The sequence below is a fragment of the Collimonas sp. OK607 genome, assembly GCF_900111995.1.
In the GTDB taxonomy this organism is placed as follows: Bacteria; Pseudomonadota; Gammaproteobacteria; order Burkholderiales; family Burkholderiaceae_D; genus Collimonas.
In genome coordinates this window covers 13511-30575 of the sequence record NZ_FOKF01000025.1, presented here as the reverse complement: position 1 = coordinate 30575, position 17065 = coordinate 13511, and the positions used below count along the sequence as shown (strand labels likewise).

The following is a 17065-nucleotide window of genomic DNA, read 5'->3' as shown; positions in this document are numbered from 1 at the left end:
TTCTTATCATCAAACTAGAGGTTGTTATGTCCAATGCAATACAGATGGGTGCTACCCAGGGGGCGGCTTACGTCATCTCCTTTGAAAATCTGCGAATGACGGATGTCGATTCCGTCGGCGGCAAAAATGCATCACTGGGTGAAATGATCAGCCAGCTGGCCGGCGCCGGAGTACGCGTGCCGGGCGGCTTTGCTACTACTGCGCAGGCGTTTCGCGATTTCCTGTCGCACAGCGCCGATGGCGGCCCGGCCCTGGCCGACCGGATTGCCGATCGTCTGGCAACCCTGAACGTTGAAGATGTACGGGCACTGGCGCAAGCCGGCGCCGAGATCCGTCAATGGATAGTGGAAACACCGTTCCAGCCGCGTCTGGAACAGGAAATCCACGCCTTCTACAAACGCCTGGTTGAAGATTCTTCCAGCGAGATGTCGTTTGCCGTGCGTTCTTCGGCAACGGCAGAAGATTTGCCGGATGCGTCATTCGCCGGCCAACAGGAAACCTTCCTCAACGTGGTCGGCATCGACAACGTGCTGGAAGCCATGAAGCATGTGTTCGCATCGCTGTATAACGATCGCGCTATCTCTTATCGCGTGCACAAGGGCTTTACGCACGCCGAAGTGGCATTGTCGGCCGGCGTCCAGCGCATGGTCCGTTCCGATCTCGGCGCTGCCGGCGTCATGTTCACCCTGGATACCGAGTCCGGCTTCAAGGATGTGGTCTTCATCACGTCTAGCTACGGCCTGGGCGAAACAGTGGTGCAGGGCGCGGTCAATCCGGACGAATTCTATGTTCACAAGCCGATGCTGGAACAAGGCAAGCTGCCGATCATCCGCCGCAATATCGGCTCCAAGCTGATCAAGATGGAATTCACCGGCGAAGCCAAGGCTGGCCGTTCGGTCAAGACTGTCGACGTCCCTATCGAGCTGCGCAATCGCTATTCGCTGAACGATACCGAAATCGTCGAGCTGGCCAAGTACGCCACCATCATCGAGAAGCACTACGAGCGCCCGATGGATATCGAGTGGGGCAAAGACGGCCGCGACGGCAAGCTGTACATTTTGCAAGCGCGTCCGGAAACTGTTAAGTCGCAAGAAAAATCCACCGACGCCCAGCAACGTTTCAAACTCAAGGGCATCGGCAATGTGTTGACCCATGGCCGCGCCATCGGTCAGAAAATCGGCGCCGGCCGGGTTCGCGTGATTCATGACGCGTCCGAAATGGAAAGAGTGCAGCCGGGCGACGTGCTGGTAGCCGACATGACCGATCCTAACTGGGAACCGGTGATGAAGCGCGCTTCGGCGATCGTCACCAACCGTGGCGGCCGTACCTGCCACGCCGCGATCATTGCGCGTGAACTGGGCGTGCCGGCGGTAGTCGGCTGCGGCGATGCTACCGATGTGCTGAAAGACGGCACGCTGGTGACTGTCTCCTGCGCCGAAGGCGACGAAGGCAAGATTTACGACGGCCTGCTGGAAACCGAAGTCACCGAAGTGGCGCGTGGCGAATTGCCTGCGCTGCCGTTGAAGATCATGATGAACGTCGGTAACCCGCAACTGGCATTCGATTTCCAGTCGATTCCAAATGGCGGCGTCGGTCTGGCGCGTCTGGAATTCATCATCAACAACAACATCGGCGTGCACCCGCGTGCGATTCTGGAATACCCGAACATCGATGCTGACTTGAAGAAGGCAGTGGAGTCGGTGGCCCGTGGCCATGCGTCGCCAAAGGCTTTTTATGTCGACAAACTGGCTGAGGGTATCGCCACCATCGCCGCCGCGTTCTGGCCGAAAAAAGTGATCGTGCGCTTGTCCGACTTCAAGTCGAACGAGTACAAGAAGCTGATCGGCGGTTCGCGTTACGAGCCGGATGAAGAAAATCCGATGCTGGGCTTCCGTGGCGCTGCCCGTTATCTGGCGAGCGACTTTGCCGAAGCATTCGAAATGGAATGCCAGGCAATGAAGCGCGTGCGTAACGACATGGGCTTGACCAACGTCGAGATCATGGTGCCTTTCGTGCGGACCCTGGGTCAGGCAGAGAAGGTCATCGGCCTGCTCGGCAAGAACGGCCTGGTACGCGGCGAAAACGATTTGCGCGTCATCATGATGTGCGAAGTGCCTTCGAACGCCATCCTGGCTGAGCAATTCCTGGAATTTTTCGATGGCTTCTCGATCGGTTCCAACGATCTGACCCAGCTGACCCTGGGTCTGGATCGCGACTCCGGCATGGAGTTGCTGGCTGCCGATTTCGACGAACGCGATCCAGCGATCCTGGCATTGCTGGAGAAAGTCATTGCGACTTGTATCGCCAAGGGCAAGTACGTCGGCATTTGCGGCCAGGGCCCATCGGACCATCCGGATTTTGCCGAATGGCTGATGAAGCAGGGTATCGAATCGATTTCACTGAATCCCGATTCGGTGATCGATACCTGGCAGAAGCTGGCGGCTGCACAGTAATCTGCCTATAATCAGGCGATTCTGCGGTACTCTAAAATCCTCCCCCGTTTGTAACCAGGGGAGGATTTTTTTATTCGAGAGGTTGGATCAACACTATGCGAAACGTACTCGTTGTACTCGTTCGCGCGACGTTCGGACTTGCTATTGCAAGCATGACCCCGCTTGGCCACGCGCATGCGATCGCAGGCAACCGTATCTTTCCGGCCACCATGGCGGTCGACGATCCCGGCGTCGGCGACGAACTGGATTTTCAGTTCGGCCACATCCGGACACCTAATGACGACAGCGGCACCGCCAGTGTGAATACCTGGTCGGCCAACTATTCCAAAACCATCACACCGAACCTGGGGTTCAGCGTCGGCGACAATTACGCCACCCAGCGCGTCAGCGGCAGTCCCGCTGCCAAAGGCTTTGATAACCTCGGACTCGGCATCAAGTATCTGGTGTACGTTAATCCTGTACACGAATTCATGCTATCGGTCGGCGTTAATGGCGCCATCGGCGGCAGCGGCAGCAAGGCCATCGGCAGCAGCTATTCGACCTATACACCGACGATCTATGCAGGCAAAGGCTTTGGCGATCTGCCGGATGCGTTGGGCTGGCTCAAGCCATTCGCAATTACCGGCACGGTTGGCCAGCAATACGCAAGCGACAGCAGTGTTTCGAATGCCCTGAACTGGGGCATGACGCTACAATACAGCTTGCCGTACCTGCAATCGTTCGTCAAAAACGTCGGGTTGTCTAAGCCATTCTCAAACCTGATTCCGGTAGTGGAGCTGGCCATGAGCACCTGCACCAGCGGCAGTTGCTCAGGCCGCACCACGGGTACTATCAACCCTGGGATCATTTGGGAGTCGCGTACAGGTCAGATCGGACTGGAAATGCAAATCCCCGCCAATCGCGCCAGTGGGCGCGGCATAGGCGTGTTGCTGCAAACTCACTTCTTCTTCGACGATATTTTCCCGAAATCCATCGGGAAACCAATTTTTTAAAAAGTACTTATCATGCATAAATCATTTTTTCACGGATCTGCGATTCACTCCTTTTTACGCTTGTCCGCCATCGCCGGCGTACTGAGCTTAAGCAGCATCGGTCAGGCATGGGCACACGCCCGGCCTGAAACCCAGGCTCCCCTCGCCGGTGCGGTCGTGAGTGCGCCGCAGGAAGTCAGCATCACTTACAACGAAGGACTGGAACCGGCATTTAGCAGCCTGGTTGTCAGCAATGCGCAGGGCAAGCAAGTCAACAGCGCCAAAGCCGAGGTTGATACCACCACGCAGAAGACCATGCGCGTAGCGCTACCGAGCCTGCCAAGCGGCGTATATCAAGTGAAATGGGTCGCTGTTGCCGGCGATGGTCACCGTACTCAAGGAAACTATAAATTCACGGTGAAGTGATGAGTCTGGCCGCGAACTTGATGCAACCGCTATTTGCGGGATTGCTGGATATCACGCTGGCAGCCGCCGTCGGCGTCGCCGTGCTGCAAGGGGGCGTGTCGTCGACCGTTACCTCGGCACGACTCGCCGACATTGCTCGCCAGGTTTGCGTACTTCTCGGAGTCGTACTAGCGGCCTACTTGTACGCCGGCACCGTCGCCATGACGGAAGCCAGTATCGCCGGCTTGCCTGCCGCACTCTGGCTGGTACTCACGCAGTCACATTTTGGCGGCATGATCTGGCTCGCGTTGACTGGCTGGATCATATTGATGGTGTCGACCGCCAGTTTTGCATTGCCGCTTCGAAATACCCTGTTCGTGACTGGCCTGGTTGGATTCGCGCTGGCGCGAGCGGCGACCGGGCACGCGGCAGATCAAGGCCTCGCCAGCTTTTCCGTATTGATCCACACTGTACATGTACTGGCAGCGACAGCCTGGGCTGGATCAGTAGGGATCTGCGTGCTGCTGACATCCGACTGGTCCAGCTGGCCGTTGCAGCAGCGCAGTGCATTGGCGCATCGCGTATCGAAAATTGCTACGCTGGCGCTGCTGTTGGTGGTCGGCAGCGGTCTGTTTAATGTGGCACGGACGCTTGGGCATGCCGACAATCCTTGGAGCTCTGCCTACGCCTGGATATTGCTGGCGAAACTTTGTGCAGTCGGGATTGCCGCCGGCCTGGGAGCGCGAAATCGCTGGCATTGGTTGGCACTTCTGGATCGTGATCAGGCCGTCGGCGCCACGGGCTTCAGGCAGGTGCTGCTGGTTGAAGCGGGGGTGCTGCTGGTTGTGCTGGCATTGGCCGCCAAGTTGGGGACTACCATGCCAGCATAGGATGGATAGAGCGTACGGTTTCCCGGCGCTCAAGCGGCCAGTCCTCGGCAATGCATGTCCCCACGGCGGTTACTGCGCTGCACGGGCCAGGAAACTGGCGGACCGGGAAGTACGCAGCAAGATCGCGAATACCAACACATGGGACCAAAGCAAGAGAGGAACGCAGACGGTCGGGATAAACCAGGCGGCGCCGAGCGAAGCCGGGTCGATGCCTACGCCGATCACGCCTTGGTAGAAGGCAAACAAAAGGTCGGCAAAACCCCACAAGTTGAAGGTCCAGATCGCGATGCGCGAATAGCGACCTGATCCCATCATCAAAGCCACCCACGCCAAAGTCATTGCAACGAGATCGCCGTACGCCGCGGGTGCGCTGAACCCCGCTGCAAGACTTGGACCGACGACGCCCGGCACAGTGAGCGCCAAGCCTATAAACCGGAACAAATTCAGATGAAGGATGGGACGTACCGCCGCGTGCAGGGGAAGCTCGCGCAAGCGCGGCCAGACATAGTTAAGGAAAACTGCTCCCCACGCGAGCATGCCGAAGGTAACGCTCGCCGCAAAGGGGAGTAACGTTTCAAGATTTCTGACGGGTTCCATACAAGCCTCCAATATCTGGCTGTAACTTGCAAAATGCAAGTTTACACTTGCATTTTGCAAGTATTTTGAATAAAGTCAAGGTGCGAACAGTAAAAATCCGATTTGATCCCGACCACCGTTACGCAGGAGCTTCTTTGCCACGTGCTAAACAGGGCACTGCCCATCCCATAAACAACGCGAGTTCGGTTCAAAACGAGAACCGTCGCTCGGTATGCCCGGTCGCGTGCACCTTGGACCTTTTAGGCGACAAGTGGACGCTGCTTGTAGTTCGAGATTTGATGCACGGCAAGTCGCATTTCAAGGAGTTCCTCGCGTCACCGGAGAGAATCGCGACCAATATCCTTGCAGAGCGACTCGCCCGACTTTCCGCCAACGGTCTTGTCGAACGCTATCCATCCAGCGATATTACCGGCAGGGAGGCGTATCGATTGACTGAGAAAGGACGTTCGCTTCAAGGGGTGATGGCCCAGATCAAGACCTGGGGACTGGATCACATTGAAGGAACCGATGCGCGACTTTGAACGGCTGCCTTCACGTTCTATCTATTTCCGCTTGGGGTCGAATTCGGGTGCTCGCGACCGATCGGGACGAATCACGATTTGTATATTTTATAGCCGCGTTTACAGATGAGGTTACAGCTGCGTCGTCGCCTCTAAATGGGCGCCAGGCACGATGGCGATCTTGACGCCGAGAGAGTTGATCAGTTTGGCGATGGTTTCAAAACGTGGTTTGGCGCCCGGCGCGAGTGCCTTATACAAGCTCTCGCGGCCAAGCTTGGCATCCTTCGCTATCTGCGATATCCCGCGCGCTTTTGCGACATCGCCCAGCGCGGCAATAAATACATCAGGATTGTCGTCTGCCAGCGCTTCGGTAAGATAGGCGGCGATGATTTCATCGCTGTCTAGAAAGTCTGCAGCGTCAAATGGCGAAAATGTCTGTTTCATGCTTCACTCCTTTAGTGATTTCGCCATTTGCCTGGCTAGCTTGATATCGTTCTTTTGCGAAGACTTGTCGCCACCCACAAACAGCAATACCATTGCTTTTCCGCGCCTGGTGAAATAAATGCGGTAACCAGGGCCGTAGTGAATGCGTAGTTCGCTAACGCCTTCCCCGACCGGTTCAACATCGCCAAGATTACCGAGACTGACTGAGCGGATGCGGGTCAGGATTTTGGCTTTGCCTTGAACATCACGTAAATCAAGAAGCCAGTCTTTAAAGACGTTCGAGAGCGAAATCTCAAGCATATCTGCATTGTATCCGATTGGATACTTAAATCAATGGCATTTCACTTTCTCGCGATCGTTGGTTGTTTTCAAAAAATTACTTTGTCCGAGCTCTATTTTGAGGCGATACTTAGATACTCGTGCAGTGCGCTGGATACTCGTTCAATCACACTCTGCCAGTCGCCAGCCTGGTCTTGCCTGAACAATCTCGCGCTCGGATACCAGGGACTATCATCGCGATCTAGCAACCAGCGCCAGTCAGGTGCCCAAGGCAGCAGAATCCAGACCGGCGTGCCGAGGGCGCCGCTGAGGTGGGCGACGGAAGTGTCGACGCTGATCACCAGGTCGAGATTGGCGATGATCGCTGCGGTGTCGTCGAAATCTGCAATGTCATTTGCCACTAGCCTGAGCTTTGAGGCTTGCAGCAAATATGTCTGATCCGCCTCCCTGATATCCTTTTGCACCAGGAAGAATTCCGCGCCATCCAGCTGCAGCGGCGGCGCAAATTCCTGCAGCGGCATGGAGCGCCGATGATCGTTGGTATTGCCCGCATTACCGGAACAGACCAAGCCGATTTTCAGTTTTCCATTGGCGAAGCTCTGGCGGTTTTTCCAGCTTTCCTTTTTTTCGTCATCGGCTTTGAAGTAAAAGGGCGAGGCCGGGATGGTTTCCAGGTCGGTCTTGAATACCAGCGGCAGGCTCATCAACGGCGTTTGATAATCGACCTGTGGAAATTTTTCCCCGATGGCGATAACCTTGAAATCCCCCATGGTCTGGGCGATTGTTTTCAGTGCGGGATCGACTTCCAGCACCACCTCCGCCCCTGACGCCGCGACCAGTGCAGCATAGCGGCAAAACTGGATAGTGTCGCCCAAGCCTTGTTCCGACCAGAGCAGAATCCGCTTGCCGCTGATGGCTTGCTGGCCCAGCCACAAAGGGATTTCGGTATGGCGCGGAAAGTCCGCATTACCTTTCTTCCACCGGTACTCATAACTTTGCCAACCCGCCTCAAATTGACCCAGCACCAGTTGCGACAGCGATTGATTCGACAGCGCATCCGCGTAATCCGCGCGCAAGCCAAGCGCCCGCTGATAGCTGCCGAGCGCTTGCTGGTGGCGTTTCATGCGGCTCAGGGTCAGGCCATGATCGCCCCACGCTTCGGCATTCCCGGGAACCAGCGCCAGGGCTGTTTCATTGTCGCTCAGGGATTCGGCGTAGCGCTCCAGTTGATGCAAGATGACGGCGCGGTCCAGCAAGTATGCAGCGTTTTTTGGCGCGATCGCCAAGGCGCGGTCAACGCTGGTGAGCGCATCCGCATGGCGTTTCAGCTTGTCCAGCGCCATGCTCTTTTTATACCAGCTGTCGGCCGTTGCCGGTTGCAGAGACAGCGCCTGGTCAAAGCAGGCCAATGCTTCTTCAAAATGCCCCAGCTGGTACAAAATGCTGCCTTTGTGCGACCAGCCATCTGCGTAATCGGGCCATTCGGCGAGTGCCTGTTCGATGCAATCCAGCGCCTCCCGGTGGCGCTGCAGATTGATCAGGGCGACAGTCTTGGCCAGCAGGATTTCGGGTTTGATATAACCCAAGGCAATAATTTTTTCGTAGGCAAGCAGAGCGGCCTCGAGCTGACCCGATTCAAACTGCACCCGCGCCAGTTTGTAATACAGCGATACGTTCTTGCCATCCAAGGCCAGGGCCTGCCGGAACAACTGAGCCGCTTCGTCCTTTTGCCCGGTGGCGGCACAGATCACGCCGAGAATATGCAAGGCATCGAAATTGTTTGGCTGGCTCTTTAAAATATCCTTGAGCGACCGTTCGGCGTGGCCAACATTTCCTTCCTGGAAATTCTTGTATGCTTGCTTGATAAGATTGATCGTGTTCATGTTTAGCTGGCCGGAGTGTTTGGAATAACCACCCGCAGCCTATGGAGAAGTGGGGAGGATAGCACTGGATTGAGCTGGCTTCAGCAGTTGCCGCTTTAGAAATGAGTGAAATGAGAAGCAAGTTATTGCAACTTCAGTTGTCAAATAGATTACACTGGGTGTTCTACATAACGGAGAATGGCATATGGCCGGATGGGTGATGTGGATGTTGGCGGCTGGCGTACTGGTGATGGCGGAGCTAGTCACTACTACCTTGTATTTATTGATGGTGGCGATTGGCCTCGCCGTCGGCAGTGTCGTCGCGCTGCTGGGATTTGGCGTGGAATGGCAACTACTGGCTGCTGCCGTGGTAGCTTTGGCCGCTACTTATGTGTTGCGACGGAGTAAATTCGGCCGCCGCACGAGAGTCAAGGCTGAGCGCGACCCTAATGTCAATCTGGATATCGGCCAGTCGATCACGGTCGAACAGTGGCAGCATGATGCCGGCACCAATGGCGAGGGGACATATACAGCGCGCGTCAAGTATCGCGGCGCGCTGTGGGATGTCGAGCTGGCGCCGGCGGCAAATGCCGATGCCGGTCTGTTTTTTATTCACGAAATACGCGGCAGCCGGCTGATAGTAGGTAACAGCCCGGATCAGCACTAGCACGTATCTTGTCTTTCGCCCTGGAGTAACGAGGCGATCGATCCCGCTCTCTCCTATTTTCAATTCATAAGGAAAAAAATCATGTTCGGAAGCGTCTCGTTAATTTTGCTGGTGATTGTTGTCATATTTATCGCCAAGACGATCAAAGTGGTACCGCAGCAGCATGCGTGGGTAGTTGAGCGTCTCGGTAAATATCACGCCACCCTAGGACCGGGGCTGAGCATTGTGGTGCCGTTCATCGACCGCGTCGCCTACAAGCACATCTTGAAAGAAATTCCGCTGGATGTGCCGCCGCAGGTTTGTATTACCCGCGATAACACGCAGTTGCAGGTAGACGGCATCTTGTATTTCCAGATTACCGATCCGATGCGCGCTTCCTACGGCTCCTCCAACTATATCGCCGCTATCACGCAACTGGCGCAAACCACCTTGCGTTCCGTGATCGGTAAAATGGAACTGGACAAGACATTTGAAGAGCGCGATCACATCAACACCACGATTGTTAACGCGATTGATGAGTCCGCCGCGAATTGGGGCGTCAAGGTGCTGCGTTATGAAATCAAGGATCTGACGCCGCCTAAGGAAATCTTGCACGCGATGCAGGCGCAGATTACCGCCGAGCGTGAGAAGCGGGCGCTGATTGCTGCATCTGAAGGCCGCAAGCAGGAACAGATCAATATTGCAACCGGTGAGCGTGAAGCATCGATTGCCAAGTCGGAAGGCGAGAAGCAGGCTTCCATCAACCGCGCCCAGGGTCAGGCTGCAGCGATCCTGTCGATCGCCGAAGCCAGCGCCGAAGCGATCCGCAAGACCGCGGCTGCGATCCAGTCGCCAGGCGGCTCGGATGCGGTCAATCTGAAAGTGGCAGAGCAGTATGTGGCTGCTTTCGGCCAGTTGGCAAAGACGAATAATTCGATTATCGTACCGGCCAACATGGGCGATATCAGCGGCCTGATTGCCACTGCTTTGCAAGTGGTCAAGTCTCAGACCAAATCGTAATCCAGGTATAAAAAAGCGGCCCCGGCGAAAATCAAATTTCGCCGGGGCCGTTTTTTATTGTGTCTGGCTTAATGACTTAATGGCTTTCTGGGTTAGCGCCGGTGCTGCTTCATCGCAGCCTGCACTTCACGCTCACCGTCGCGCTGGCGCTCGGTATCGCGCTTGTCGTGCTGTTTCTTACCCTTGGCCAGGCCGATTTCGCATTTGATGCGGCCACGCAGATAATGCAGGTTGATTGGCACCAGCGTGTAGCCGGAACGCTCGACCTTCATGATCAGCTTCTTGATTTCCTCCGCGTGCAGCAGTAGCTTGCGGGTGCGCACTGCTTCCGGATGGACATGGCTGGACGCGCTGAGGAGGGCGCTGATGTGGGCGCCAAACAGGTAGATTTCGCCGTTGCGGACAATGACATAGGATTCTTTCAGATTGGCGCGGCCGGCGCGGATGGACTTCACTTCCCAGCCGTGCAACTCCATGCCTGCCTCGTAACGCTCTTCGATGAAGTAGTCGTGGAAGACTTTTTTGTTGTCAATAATGCTCATGTATTAGGAAAATCGCGCAGGTCGGTTAAAATTTCAAGTTGTGATTCTATCAAATGGTTGATATTCAATGGCAGTAGTGCATAAAACGGTTCTTTTGGGATATAGCGCTGAACAGATGTTTGCGCTGGTCGATCGGGTCGAAGACTACCCGCAATTCCTGCCGTGGTGCGGCGGGGTGGACGTACGTGAGCGGGGTGCCGGCAAGCTGGTTGCGACGCTGAACATACATTACCACGGTATCAAGCAATCGTTTACTACTGAAAATAGCAACACGCCGCCCAGCGCGATGCAGATGCGCCTGGTCGAAGGGCCGTTCAAGCACCTCGACGGCAACTGGAGTTTCAAGGCATTGCGGGCCGATGCCTGCAAGATCGAATTCGATTTGCACTACGAATTCTCCAGCAAGATCCTGGAAAAACTGATCGGACCGGTATTCAGCATGATCGCCAACAGTTTCGTCGATTCCTTCTGCAAGCGCGCCGACGTGGTATATGGCCATCATGACTGACAAGGCCGCTAACGAAACACTGATACAGATCCAGGTCTGTTACGCCAGCCCTGGTGTTCAGGCCCTGAAGCAGCTGTCGGTACCGGCTGGCACGCTGCTGCACGACGGTATCAAACGCAGCGGCTTGCTGGAGGAAATACGCGAAATCGACCTTAGCTGCTGGCGGGTCGGCATCTATGGCAAGCTGAAGACGCTGGATACCGTATTGCGCGATCAGGACCGGATTGAAATCTATCGTCCGCTGATTGCCGATCCGATGGAGTCGCGCCGCAAACGCGCCGATAAAAAAGCCCGCTGACCGGCGGGCTTTTACGGTTTTCTATTTCACTTCCTAATTCACTGGCTTACTGACAGTCGTTCAGAGCCTCTTGGTTCTGCGCGCTTTGCTGCGCTCGCTGCTGATCGGTCATGTATGAGCGCTCGCCGTTGGCGTCGGTCTGGGCAATCCGTGCGCCGGTATCCAAGGCGCGCTGGTTGGCGCGGGCACGGTTGCAATTTTCTGCCTTGTTAGAGGCCAGTTTGGCGTCCTGCTCGGCTTTCTTGCTCTTTTCAGCCTGCTCAGCCTTACGTTTTTGAAATGCGGCATTCTGCTCGGCGACAGTCGGCGCCGCTTTTGCATCTGGCTTGCTGTCGCCGGCAGCGTCCGCAGTCGTTGCGTTAGCCGCGGCATCTTCTGAACCGGCATAGCCGGCATTGCGCGGCAGGTGCTGGCCCGGTGCTTTCAGGATGCGCTTGTTCGGGACCGAAGGCGGGGGCGGTTGGTCTGAATATTGTTTGACGCCTTTTTCATCCAGCCACACGAACTGCGCCAGGGCGGAAGTCGCCAGGCTGAGCAAAACCAGTGCCGCGGTGGCGGAGAAAACCTGTTTCAGGCGAGGTGCATTCATTGCTTGTCCTTGGTGGCGCATTAAAAGTGAAAAAAAACGGAAAAGTCGAACTAAAAACAGTGCGCAGATTTCGCCATGTTTTACCAGTCGTGTCAATTGAAGGATAGTGCTTTGTGGAAATATTTTATCTGTTGCTGCGTAAAATCGCGCAGCGTTAGGCGACTTGCCTGGATTTCTGTATAATTCGCTTTTGCGCCTATAGGAAAAACTATGCGTCTACTTCAAAAAGCACTCACGTTCGATGACGTGCTGTTAGTCCCCGCTTATTCGGACGTCCTCCCCAAAGACACTACTCTCAAGACACGCCTGAGCCGTAATATCGACCTCAACATTCCGTTGTTGTCGGCGGCGATGGATACCGTGACTGAAGCCCGGCTGGCGATCGCCATGGCGCAAGAGGGCGGCATCGGCATTATTCACAAGAACCTGACAGCGCAAGAGCAGGCGCGCGAAGTATCCAAGGTCAAGCGTTTTGAATCCGGCGTGGTGCGTGATCCGATCACGATTCCGCCGAACATGCGCATCCGTGAAGTGATGGCGTTGTCGGAAATGCATGGCATCAGCGGTTTCCCGGTGGTCGACGGCAATCGCCTGGTCGGCATCATCACCAATCGCGATCTGCGTTTTGAAGAAGAGCTGGATGCGGAAGTCAGCGCCAAGATGACCCCGCGCGAGAAGCTGGTGTACGTCAAAGACGGCGCCGACCTGTCGGAAGCCAAGCGCCTGATGAACAAGCACCGCCTGGAACGCGTGATGGTAGTCAACGACGCATTCGAGCTGCGCGGTCTGATCACGGTCAAGGATATCCAGAAATCCACCTCGCACCCATTGGCGTCCAAAGATAGCCAGGGCAAGCTGCGGGTTGGCGCTGCAGTCGGCGTCGGCGCCGATAACGAAGAACGGATCGAGTTGCTGGTGAAAGCCGGCGTCGACGTCATCGTGGTCGATACCGCGCACGGCCACTCCAAAGGCGTGCTGGATCGCGTCAAGTGGGTCAAGCAGAATTTCCCGCAGGTTGAAGTCATCGGCGGCAATATCGCTACCGCTGCCGCCGCCAAGGCGCTGGCAGATCATGGCGCTGACGGCGTCAAGGTCGGTATCGGCCCAGGCTCCATCTGTACTACACGGATCGTGGCTGGTGTCGGCGTACCGCAGATTTCCGCCATCTCCAACGTCGCGCAAGCGCTCAAGGGCACAGGCATTCCATGTATCGCCGACGGCGGCATCCGTTTTTCGGGTGACATCGCCAAGGCACTGGCAGCCGGCGCCTCCACCGTGATGATGGGCAGCATGTTCGCCGGTACTGAAGAAGCGCCGGGCGAAGTGATCCTGTTCCAGGGCCGCAGCTACAAGTCGTATCGCGGCATGGGTAGCCTGGGCGCGATGTCGGACGGTTCTGCCGATCGCTACTTCCAGGATTCCGCCAACAAGGCTGACAAGTTCGTACCGGAAGGCATTGAAGGCCGGGTTCCTTACAAGGGCAGCGTGTTGACCATCTTGTACCAACTGGTCGGCGGCGTGCGTTCCTCCATGGGCTATTGCGGTTGTGCGACGATCGATGAACTGCGCGAAAAAGCCGAGTTTGTCGAAATCACTTCAGCCGGCATGCGCGAGTCGCATGTCCATGATGTGCAGATTACCAAGGAAGCGCCAAACTATCGTACCGATTGATTTGGTTCAGTCTTGACTCTGTCTCATGAACGCGCCACCTGCGGCATAGTCGCAGGTGGCGCGTGCAGTTTAAAGATTCTCATTTTTTGCTAAATCAGCTACCAGGCCTCCACCATGCACTCAAAAATCCTCATCCTCGATTTCGGCTCCCAGGTAACCCAACTGATCGCACGGCGCGTGCGCGAAGCCGGCGTGTTTTCTGAAGTTTATCCTTACGATGTGTCCGACGAATTCATCCGTAACTACGGCGCTGCCGGCGTGATCTTGTCAGGCGGCCCGAATAGCGTCACCGACGGCGATACCCCACGCGCGCCGCAAGCGGTATTCGAGCTTGGTGTGCCGGTGTTCGGCATCTGCTACGGCATGCAAACCATGGCCGAGCAACTGGGCGGCAAGGTCGAGATGGGCAAGGTCCGTGAATTCGGTTACGCCGAAGTCCGCGCGCGCGGTCATACAGCGCTGCTGAAAGATATCAGCGATTTCGTTACACCCGATTCGCATGCCATGCTGAAGGTCTGGATGAGCCACGGCGACAAGGTCAATGAAATGCCGCCCGGCTTCAAGCTGATGGCATCGACCCCGAACTGCCCGGTCGCCGGCATGGCCGACGAAGAGCGTAAATTTTATGCTGTGCAGTTCCATCCGGAAGTCACACACACCGTGCAAGGCGAAGCGATCCTGACGCGTTTTGTCATCGATATCTGCGGCTGCACACCAGACTGGAACATGCCGGACTACATCGCCGAGGCGGTTGAGTCGATCCGTAAGCAAGTTGGTAGCGACGAGGTAATCCTGGGCTTGTCCGGCGGCGTCGACAGCAGTGTCGCCGCAGCCCTGATCCATCGAGCCATCGGCGATCAGCTGACATGCGTATTCGTCGACCACGGCCTGTTGCGCCTCGACGAAGGCAAGATGGTAATGGAGATGTTTGCCCAGAATCTCGGCGTCAAGGTGATCCATGTCGACGCCACCGCACAGTTCATGGGCCACCTGACCGGCGTCACCGATCCGGAAGCCAAGCGCAAGATCATCGGCCGTGAATTCGTCGAAGTGTTCCAGGTCGAATCTGCCAAGCTGAAGAATGCAAAGTGGCTGGCACAAGGGACCATTTACCCGGATGTGATCGAAAGTGCAGGCAAGGGCAAGAACGCCGCGCACACCATCAAGAGCCACCACAATGTCGGCGGTTTGCCGGAAACGCTGAACCTGCAATTGCTGGAACCGCTGCGCGAACTGTTCAAGGATGAAGTGCGCAAGCTGGGCGTTGCGCTCGGTTTGCCGCATTCAATGGTGTATCGCCATCCGTTCCCTGGCCCGGGTTTGGGTGTACGGATCCTTGGTGAAGTCAAAAAGGAATTCGCCGACCTGCTGCGTCGCGCCGACGCCATCTTCATTGAAGAACTGCGCAATACCAAAGACGACGAGGATGAGTCCTGGTACGACAAGACCAGCCAGGCGTTTGCTGTGTTCTTGCCAGTCAAGTCGGTTGGCGTGATGGGCGATGGCCGTACTTATGAATACGTGGTTGCCTTGCGTGCAGTGCAAACGCAGGACTTCATGACTGCGCATTGGGCGCACCTGCCGCATGAGTTGCTGGGGCGGGTGTCTAACCGCATCATCAATGAAGTACGTGGGATCAATCGCGTGGTGTATGACATTTCGGGTAAACCGCCAGCTACGATTGAGTGGGAATGATCTGAGTCTGGTACTCGCCAGTTAGAAGTAGATACTGCTCCAAAGCCCGCGTGAATGCGGGCTTTTTGTTTTCTTGTTAGTCGTAGGATGGACACCTGTGCTCATCCTGCCGGCTGAGACACTGAGACCTACGAAGAGGGCTGTTTGTCAACATCAACTGCGCCTGCTGTGGCCTCGAGCGCTGTGGCCAGAATGAGTGCTGGCCCCAGCATTGTTCGAAGGGTCGTCACCACTTCGAGCAGTGGCGTAACGGCGAGTTGGTTCTTCTTGAGGAATGCAAGCCACATGGTCTGCCGTGATGGATCGGTAGCAAACTCATCAGTCAGGCCAATGGGCAGAGCGACCGGAACCGACATCCCCCGCCGAACGAAGGTTGCAGCGATCGCTCTGGCCAAAGTGTGGGCGTTGAGCGCTTCGCGATCCAGCAGCACCCAGATGTCTAGGTAATCCTTCAAGCGACTATTGGTCATGCCGAGCAAGACAATAGCGTGAAGCTTTTCCGAGACGACGGTGTAGGCAGGGTATGTGCGCAGCCGAGGAGCCGGGAGGTCTTCGATCAGCACCGGATAGATGGCGTGAACCGGGCCAGGCGTGACCGCGTCACCGAACCCGATGTCGATCTGCGTCCTGCACCGTGCCTTGGCAATTTCGCCCGTAATCAACACCCTAGCGCCGGGGTACCCCGCATCTTTACGGATCTCTTCAACGCTCACCGTTGCAGGATCGAAGATGATGCCATCCTCAACATCGACGCCTGCGATGTCACGGAACGTCTGGGTGATCGATGCAAGGTCGCTCGGCCCGAAGCCGAGCAGATCTGCATCACGCGTTGGCCGGTGGGGCATGTCATACCAGAGCGTAAACAGTAATGCCCCCTTGAGAAGGAATTGATCGGCATGCTTGGATTGGCTCAGGCGGTACAGCATGCGCTCCAGCGCAAAGCGCACCAGAACCTGGTTGAAGTCCGTGCCCTGCGCCTTGGCGACATTCAGAAGGCGTGCCCGCACCGACGCGGCGAGATCTTTGGTCATTCAATCACCTCGAGGTAGGGGCGCATCACATTAGCGACGCGGCAAATCTTGGCGAAGCGCCAGAGGTCGTCAGCGCTGGCCTTCTTTTGCGATCGTGCATCCTTGAGTGCCTCCAGCGCCACGTCCAGTCCGATCTTGTTGCGGTGCTTGAAGCAGTCGGCGATGGTCTTGGCCACACAGTAGACCCGCAGCGCGACTTGATCACGTTCAACAACCTCAATCCCTTCGGAATACGCTTCGCCGGAGTACTGGACCATCTTGATCGGCGGATAGTCGACCTTGGGCACATGACTGCCGCGCGGCATGGCGATCCAGACCTGGCGTGGCAGTTGCGTGGTCAGTTCGTGGAACTGCAGGGCGGTGAGCAGGCAAAATACCGCCTGTGGCACCTTGGTTGCGATGGCGGCCAGGCTCTCATGTTCGGAGCCTTGGCTGTCGGGCAGCCGATATAGGCCGCGACCTGCTTTCTCCAGTTGCCCGTTAGCCGTCATGCGCGTCAGGACCACCCGGGGAGCGCCGATGCCATCAAGATCGCTGGGACGCAGCATCCCCTTCTGACGAAGCAGGTCAAGGACGCGTTGGGTGTGGGTTTCATGGCGCATGGTCCGTTCAGTATGTTCCATTTATTCGTCGAATGCAAATAAGTGACGAATAAATGGAACGG

Annotated in this window: 19 protein-coding genes; 11 read left to right on the top strand and 8 right to left on the bottom strand. The window is 56.4% G+C overall.

Annotation, left to right across the window (positions count from 1 at the left end; translation table 11 throughout):
* Positions 1-95 precede the first annotated feature (95 nt).
* From ppsA to BM029_RS16795, 4 genes are all read left to right on the top strand, one after another.
* The gene (ppsA, locus tag BM029_RS16810) at positions 96-2453 is read left to right on the top strand and encodes a phosphoenolpyruvate synthase (RefSeq protein WP_244545100.1); all 2358 of its coding nucleotides are present in this window, start codon (positions 96-98) and stop codon (positions 2451-2453) included.
* 95 nt (positions 2454-2548) lie between these two features.
* Positions 2549-3445, top strand: a complete 897-nt coding sequence (locus tag BM029_RS16805; protein WP_244545097.1) for a hypothetical protein — start codon at positions 2549-2551, stop codon at positions 3443-3445.
* A 12-nt stretch (positions 3446-3457) separates the two neighbouring features.
* Entirely contained in the window at positions 3458-3850 is a 393-nt protein-coding gene (locus BM029_RS16800; protein ID WP_092437933.1) for a copper resistance protein CopC, read from the top strand.
* The gene (locus tag BM029_RS16795) at positions 3850-4719 is read left to right on the top strand and encodes a CopD family protein (protein WP_092437931.1); all 870 of its coding nucleotides are present in this window, start codon (positions 3850-3852) and stop codon (positions 4717-4719) included. The genes BM029_RS16800 and BM029_RS16795 overlap by 1 nt, the downstream gene beginning before the upstream one ends.
* Before the next feature lie 69 nt (positions 4720-4788).
* Here BM029_RS16795 and BM029_RS16790 read toward each other — a convergent pair whose 3' ends face one another.
* Positions 4789-5316, bottom strand: a complete 528-nt coding sequence (locus tag BM029_RS16790) for a hypothetical protein (RefSeq protein ID WP_211482494.1) — start codon at positions 5314-5316, stop codon at positions 4789-4791.
* A gap of 26 nt (positions 5317-5342) precedes the next feature.
* Between BM029_RS16790 and BM029_RS26320 the strand changes: the two genes are divergently transcribed.
* Positions 5343-5837 carry a winged helix-turn-helix transcriptional regulator gene (locus BM029_RS26320; RefSeq protein WP_244545096.1) on the top strand — a complete coding sequence of 165 codons (495 nt, stop codon included), beginning with the start codon at positions 5343-5345 and terminating at the stop codon, positions 5835-5837.
* Between the two features lie 111 nt (positions 5838-5948).
* On the opposite strand, the gene BM029_RS16780 is transcribed toward BM029_RS26320, so the two are convergent.
* The 3 genes from BM029_RS16780 to BM029_RS16770 all read right to left on the bottom strand — a co-directional run bounded on the left by BM029_RS16780 (position 5949) and on the right by BM029_RS16770 (position 8422).
* Positions 5949-6260 carry an addiction module antidote protein gene (locus tag BM029_RS16780; RefSeq protein WP_092437929.1) on the bottom strand — a complete coding sequence of 104 codons (312 nt, stop codon included), beginning with the start codon at positions 6258-6260 and terminating at the stop codon, positions 5949-5951.
* 3 nt (positions 6261-6263) lie between these two features.
* Positions 6264-6560: a type II toxin-antitoxin system RelE/ParE family toxin gene (locus BM029_RS16775; protein ID WP_092437927.1), complete on the bottom strand. Its 297-nt coding sequence runs from the start codon at positions 6558-6560 to the stop codon at positions 6264-6266.
* A 92-nt stretch (positions 6561-6652) separates the two neighbouring features.
* Positions 6653-8422 (bottom strand): tetratricopeptide repeat protein, encoded by a 1770-nt coding sequence (locus BM029_RS16770; RefSeq protein ID WP_092437925.1) that lies wholly within the window; start codon positions 8420-8422, stop codon positions 6653-6655.
* Positions 8423-8606: 184 nt separating this feature from the next.
* Here BM029_RS16770 and BM029_RS16765 point away from each other — a divergent pair, with 184 nt between their 5' ends.
* Both BM029_RS16765 and BM029_RS16760 read left to right on the top strand, forming a co-directional pair.
* Positions 8607-9068: an NfeD family protein gene (locus tag BM029_RS16765; RefSeq protein ID WP_092437923.1), complete on the top strand. Its 462-nt coding sequence runs from the start codon at positions 8607-8609 to the stop codon at positions 9066-9068.
* Positions 9069-9149: 81 nt separating this feature from the next.
* Positions 9150-10067, top strand: a complete 918-nt coding sequence (locus BM029_RS16760) for an SPFH domain-containing protein (protein ID WP_092416891.1) — start codon at positions 9150-9152, stop codon at positions 10065-10067.
* Between the two features lie 92 nt (positions 10068-10159).
* On the opposite strand, the gene smpB is transcribed toward BM029_RS16760, so the two are convergent.
* Positions 10160-10609: an SsrA-binding protein SmpB gene (gene smpB, locus BM029_RS16755; protein ID WP_092416892.1), complete on the bottom strand. Its 450-nt coding sequence runs from the start codon at positions 10607-10609 to the stop codon at positions 10160-10162.
* A 67-nt stretch (positions 10610-10676) separates the two neighbouring features.
* Between smpB and BM029_RS16750 the strand changes: the two genes are divergently transcribed.
* Positions 10677-11117 carry a type II toxin-antitoxin system RatA family toxin gene (locus BM029_RS16750; RefSeq protein ID WP_092437921.1) on the top strand — a complete coding sequence of 147 codons (441 nt, stop codon included), beginning with the start codon at positions 10677-10679 and terminating at the stop codon, positions 11115-11117.
* Positions 11101-11415, top strand: a complete 315-nt coding sequence (locus BM029_RS16745; RefSeq protein ID WP_244545095.1) for an RnfH family protein — start codon at positions 11101-11103, stop codon at positions 11413-11415. Before BM029_RS16750 ends, BM029_RS16745 begins: the two co-directional genes overlap by 17 nt.
* Positions 11416-11461: 46 nt before the next feature.
* Here the strand turns inward: BM029_RS16745 and BM029_RS16740 are convergent, their stop codons facing one another.
* Positions 11462-12004, bottom strand: a complete 543-nt coding sequence (locus BM029_RS16740; RefSeq protein WP_170851113.1) for a DUF4124 domain-containing protein — start codon at positions 12002-12004, stop codon at positions 11462-11464.
* 210 nt (positions 12005-12214) lie between these two features.
* Here BM029_RS16740 and guaB point away from each other — a divergent pair, with 210 nt between their 5' ends.
* Both guaB and guaA read left to right on the top strand, forming a co-directional pair.
* Positions 12215-13675: an IMP dehydrogenase gene (gene guaB / locus BM029_RS16735; RefSeq protein ID WP_092416896.1), complete on the top strand. Its 1461-nt coding sequence runs from the start codon at positions 12215-12217 to the stop codon at positions 13673-13675.
* Positions 13676-13789: 114 nt separating this feature from the next.
* Positions 13790-15370 carry a glutamine-hydrolyzing GMP synthase gene (gene guaA / locus BM029_RS16730; protein ID WP_092437917.1) on the top strand — a complete coding sequence of 527 codons (1581 nt, stop codon included), beginning with the start codon at positions 13790-13792 and terminating at the stop codon, positions 15368-15370.
* Positions 15371-15498: 128 nt separating this feature from the next.
* On the opposite strand, the gene BM029_RS16725 is transcribed toward guaA, so the two are convergent.
* A complete protein-coding gene (locus tag BM029_RS16725; RefSeq protein WP_092437915.1) occupies positions 15499-16401 on the bottom strand; it encodes a nucleotidyl transferase AbiEii/AbiGii toxin family protein in 903 nt (300 codons plus the stop codon).
* Positions 16398-17003 carry a type IV toxin-antitoxin system AbiEi family antitoxin domain-containing protein gene (locus tag BM029_RS16720; RefSeq protein ID WP_092437913.1) on the bottom strand — a complete coding sequence of 202 codons (606 nt, stop codon included), beginning with the start codon at positions 17001-17003 and terminating at the stop codon, positions 16398-16400. The genes BM029_RS16725 and BM029_RS16720 overlap by 4 nt, the downstream gene beginning before the upstream one ends.
* Positions 17004-17065 lie beyond the last annotated feature (62 nt).

Excerpts from the sequence above, each read along its gene's own strand:
- ppsA (WP_244545100.1), top strand. The coding sequence starts at position 96 with ATGACGGATGTCGATTCCGTCGGCGGCAAAAATGCATCACTGGGTGAA.
- BM029_RS16805 (WP_244545097.1), top strand. The coding sequence starts at position 2,549 with ATGCGAAACGTACTCGTTGTACTCGTTCGCGCGACGTTCGGACTTGCT.
- BM029_RS16800 (WP_092437933.1), top strand. The coding sequence starts at position 3,458 with ATGCATAAATCATTTTTTCACGGATCTGCGATTCACTCCTTTTTACGC.
- BM029_RS16795 (WP_092437931.1), top strand. The coding sequence starts at position 3,850 with ATGAGTCTGGCCGCGAACTTGATGCAACCGCTATTTGCGGGATTGCTG.
- BM029_RS16790 (WP_211482494.1), bottom strand. The coding sequence starts at position 5,316 with ATGGAACCCGTCAGAAATCTTGAAACGTTACTCCCCTTTGCGGCGAGC.
- BM029_RS16780 (WP_092437929.1), bottom strand. The coding sequence starts at position 6,260 with ATGAAACAGACATTTTCGCCATTTGACGCTGCAGACTTTCTAGACAGC.
- BM029_RS16775 (WP_092437927.1), bottom strand. The coding sequence starts at position 6,560 with ATGCTTGAGATTTCGCTCTCGAACGTCTTTAAAGACTGGCTTCTTGAT.
- BM029_RS16770 (WP_092437925.1), bottom strand. The coding sequence starts at position 8,422 with ATGAACACGATCAATCTTATCAAGCAAGCATACAAGAATTTCCAGGAA.
- BM029_RS16765 (WP_092437923.1), top strand. The coding sequence starts at position 8,607 with ATGGCCGGATGGGTGATGTGGATGTTGGCGGCTGGCGTACTGGTGATG.
- BM029_RS16760 (WP_092416891.1), top strand. The coding sequence starts at position 9,150 with ATGTTCGGAAGCGTCTCGTTAATTTTGCTGGTGATTGTTGTCATATTT.
- smpB (WP_092416892.1), bottom strand. The coding sequence starts at position 10,609 with ATGAGCATTATTGACAACAAAAAAGTCTTCCACGACTACTTCATCGAA.
- BM029_RS16750 (WP_092437921.1), top strand. The coding sequence starts at position 10,677 with ATGGCAGTAGTGCATAAAACGGTTCTTTTGGGATATAGCGCTGAACAG.
- BM029_RS16745 (WP_244545095.1), top strand. The coding sequence starts at position 11,101 with ATGGCCATCATGACTGACAAGGCCGCTAACGAAACACTGATACAGATC.
- BM029_RS16740 (WP_170851113.1), bottom strand. The coding sequence starts at position 12,004 with ATGAATGCACCTCGCCTGAAACAGGTTTTCTCCGCCACCGCGGCACTG.
- guaB (WP_092416896.1), top strand. The coding sequence starts at position 12,215 with ATGCGTCTACTTCAAAAAGCACTCACGTTCGATGACGTGCTGTTAGTC.
- guaA (WP_092437917.1), top strand. The coding sequence starts at position 13,790 with ATGCACTCAAAAATCCTCATCCTCGATTTCGGCTCCCAGGTAACCCAA.
- BM029_RS16725 (WP_092437915.1), bottom strand. The coding sequence starts at position 16,401 with ATGACCAAAGATCTCGCCGCGTCGGTGCGGGCACGCCTTCTGAATGTC.
- BM029_RS16720 (WP_092437913.1), bottom strand. The coding sequence starts at position 17,003 with ATGCGCCATGAAACCCACACCCAACGCGTCCTTGACCTGCTTCGTCAG.